The sequence below is a fragment of the Shewanella electrica genome (assembly GCF_022321485.1).
Lineage (GTDB): Bacteria > Pseudomonadota > Gammaproteobacteria > Enterobacterales > Shewanellaceae > Shewanella > Shewanella electrica.
Map to the genome: position 1 here is coordinate 1 of NZ_JAKOGG010000211.1, position 277 is coordinate 277.

At 46.9% G+C, this 277-nt stretch carries 1 pseudogene; it reads right to left on the bottom strand.

The window, feature by feature from the left end:
- Nucleotides 1–106: 106 nt before the first annotated feature.
- Nucleotides 107–190: pseudogene (locus tag L9G74_RS20400) on the bottom strand (peptide deformylase); the annotation flags it as partial.
- Nucleotides 191–277 lie beyond the last annotated feature (87 nt).

Sequence of the window (277 nt, forward strand, 5' to 3'; positions counted from 1 at the left end):
AGCACCGCGATGAACTTTATTCAAACGCTCTCAGGTGTGGCAACGCTCACCAAACATTATGTCGATAAGCTAGCCACACTGAGTGATCTGCGGCGATGAGTGCAAATTAACGGCTTTTAGCATCTTGGCGCGCAGATTTTTCGAGCTTCTGCTTGATACGTTGGCGTTTTAGTGGCGACAGATAATCGAGTTTATTGACCGCCTTTATACGGCGACTTTTTTACCGTACAAATCGTCGCCCATTGAATGTCCTGCAATCGCCTTTTTATCCGTCACC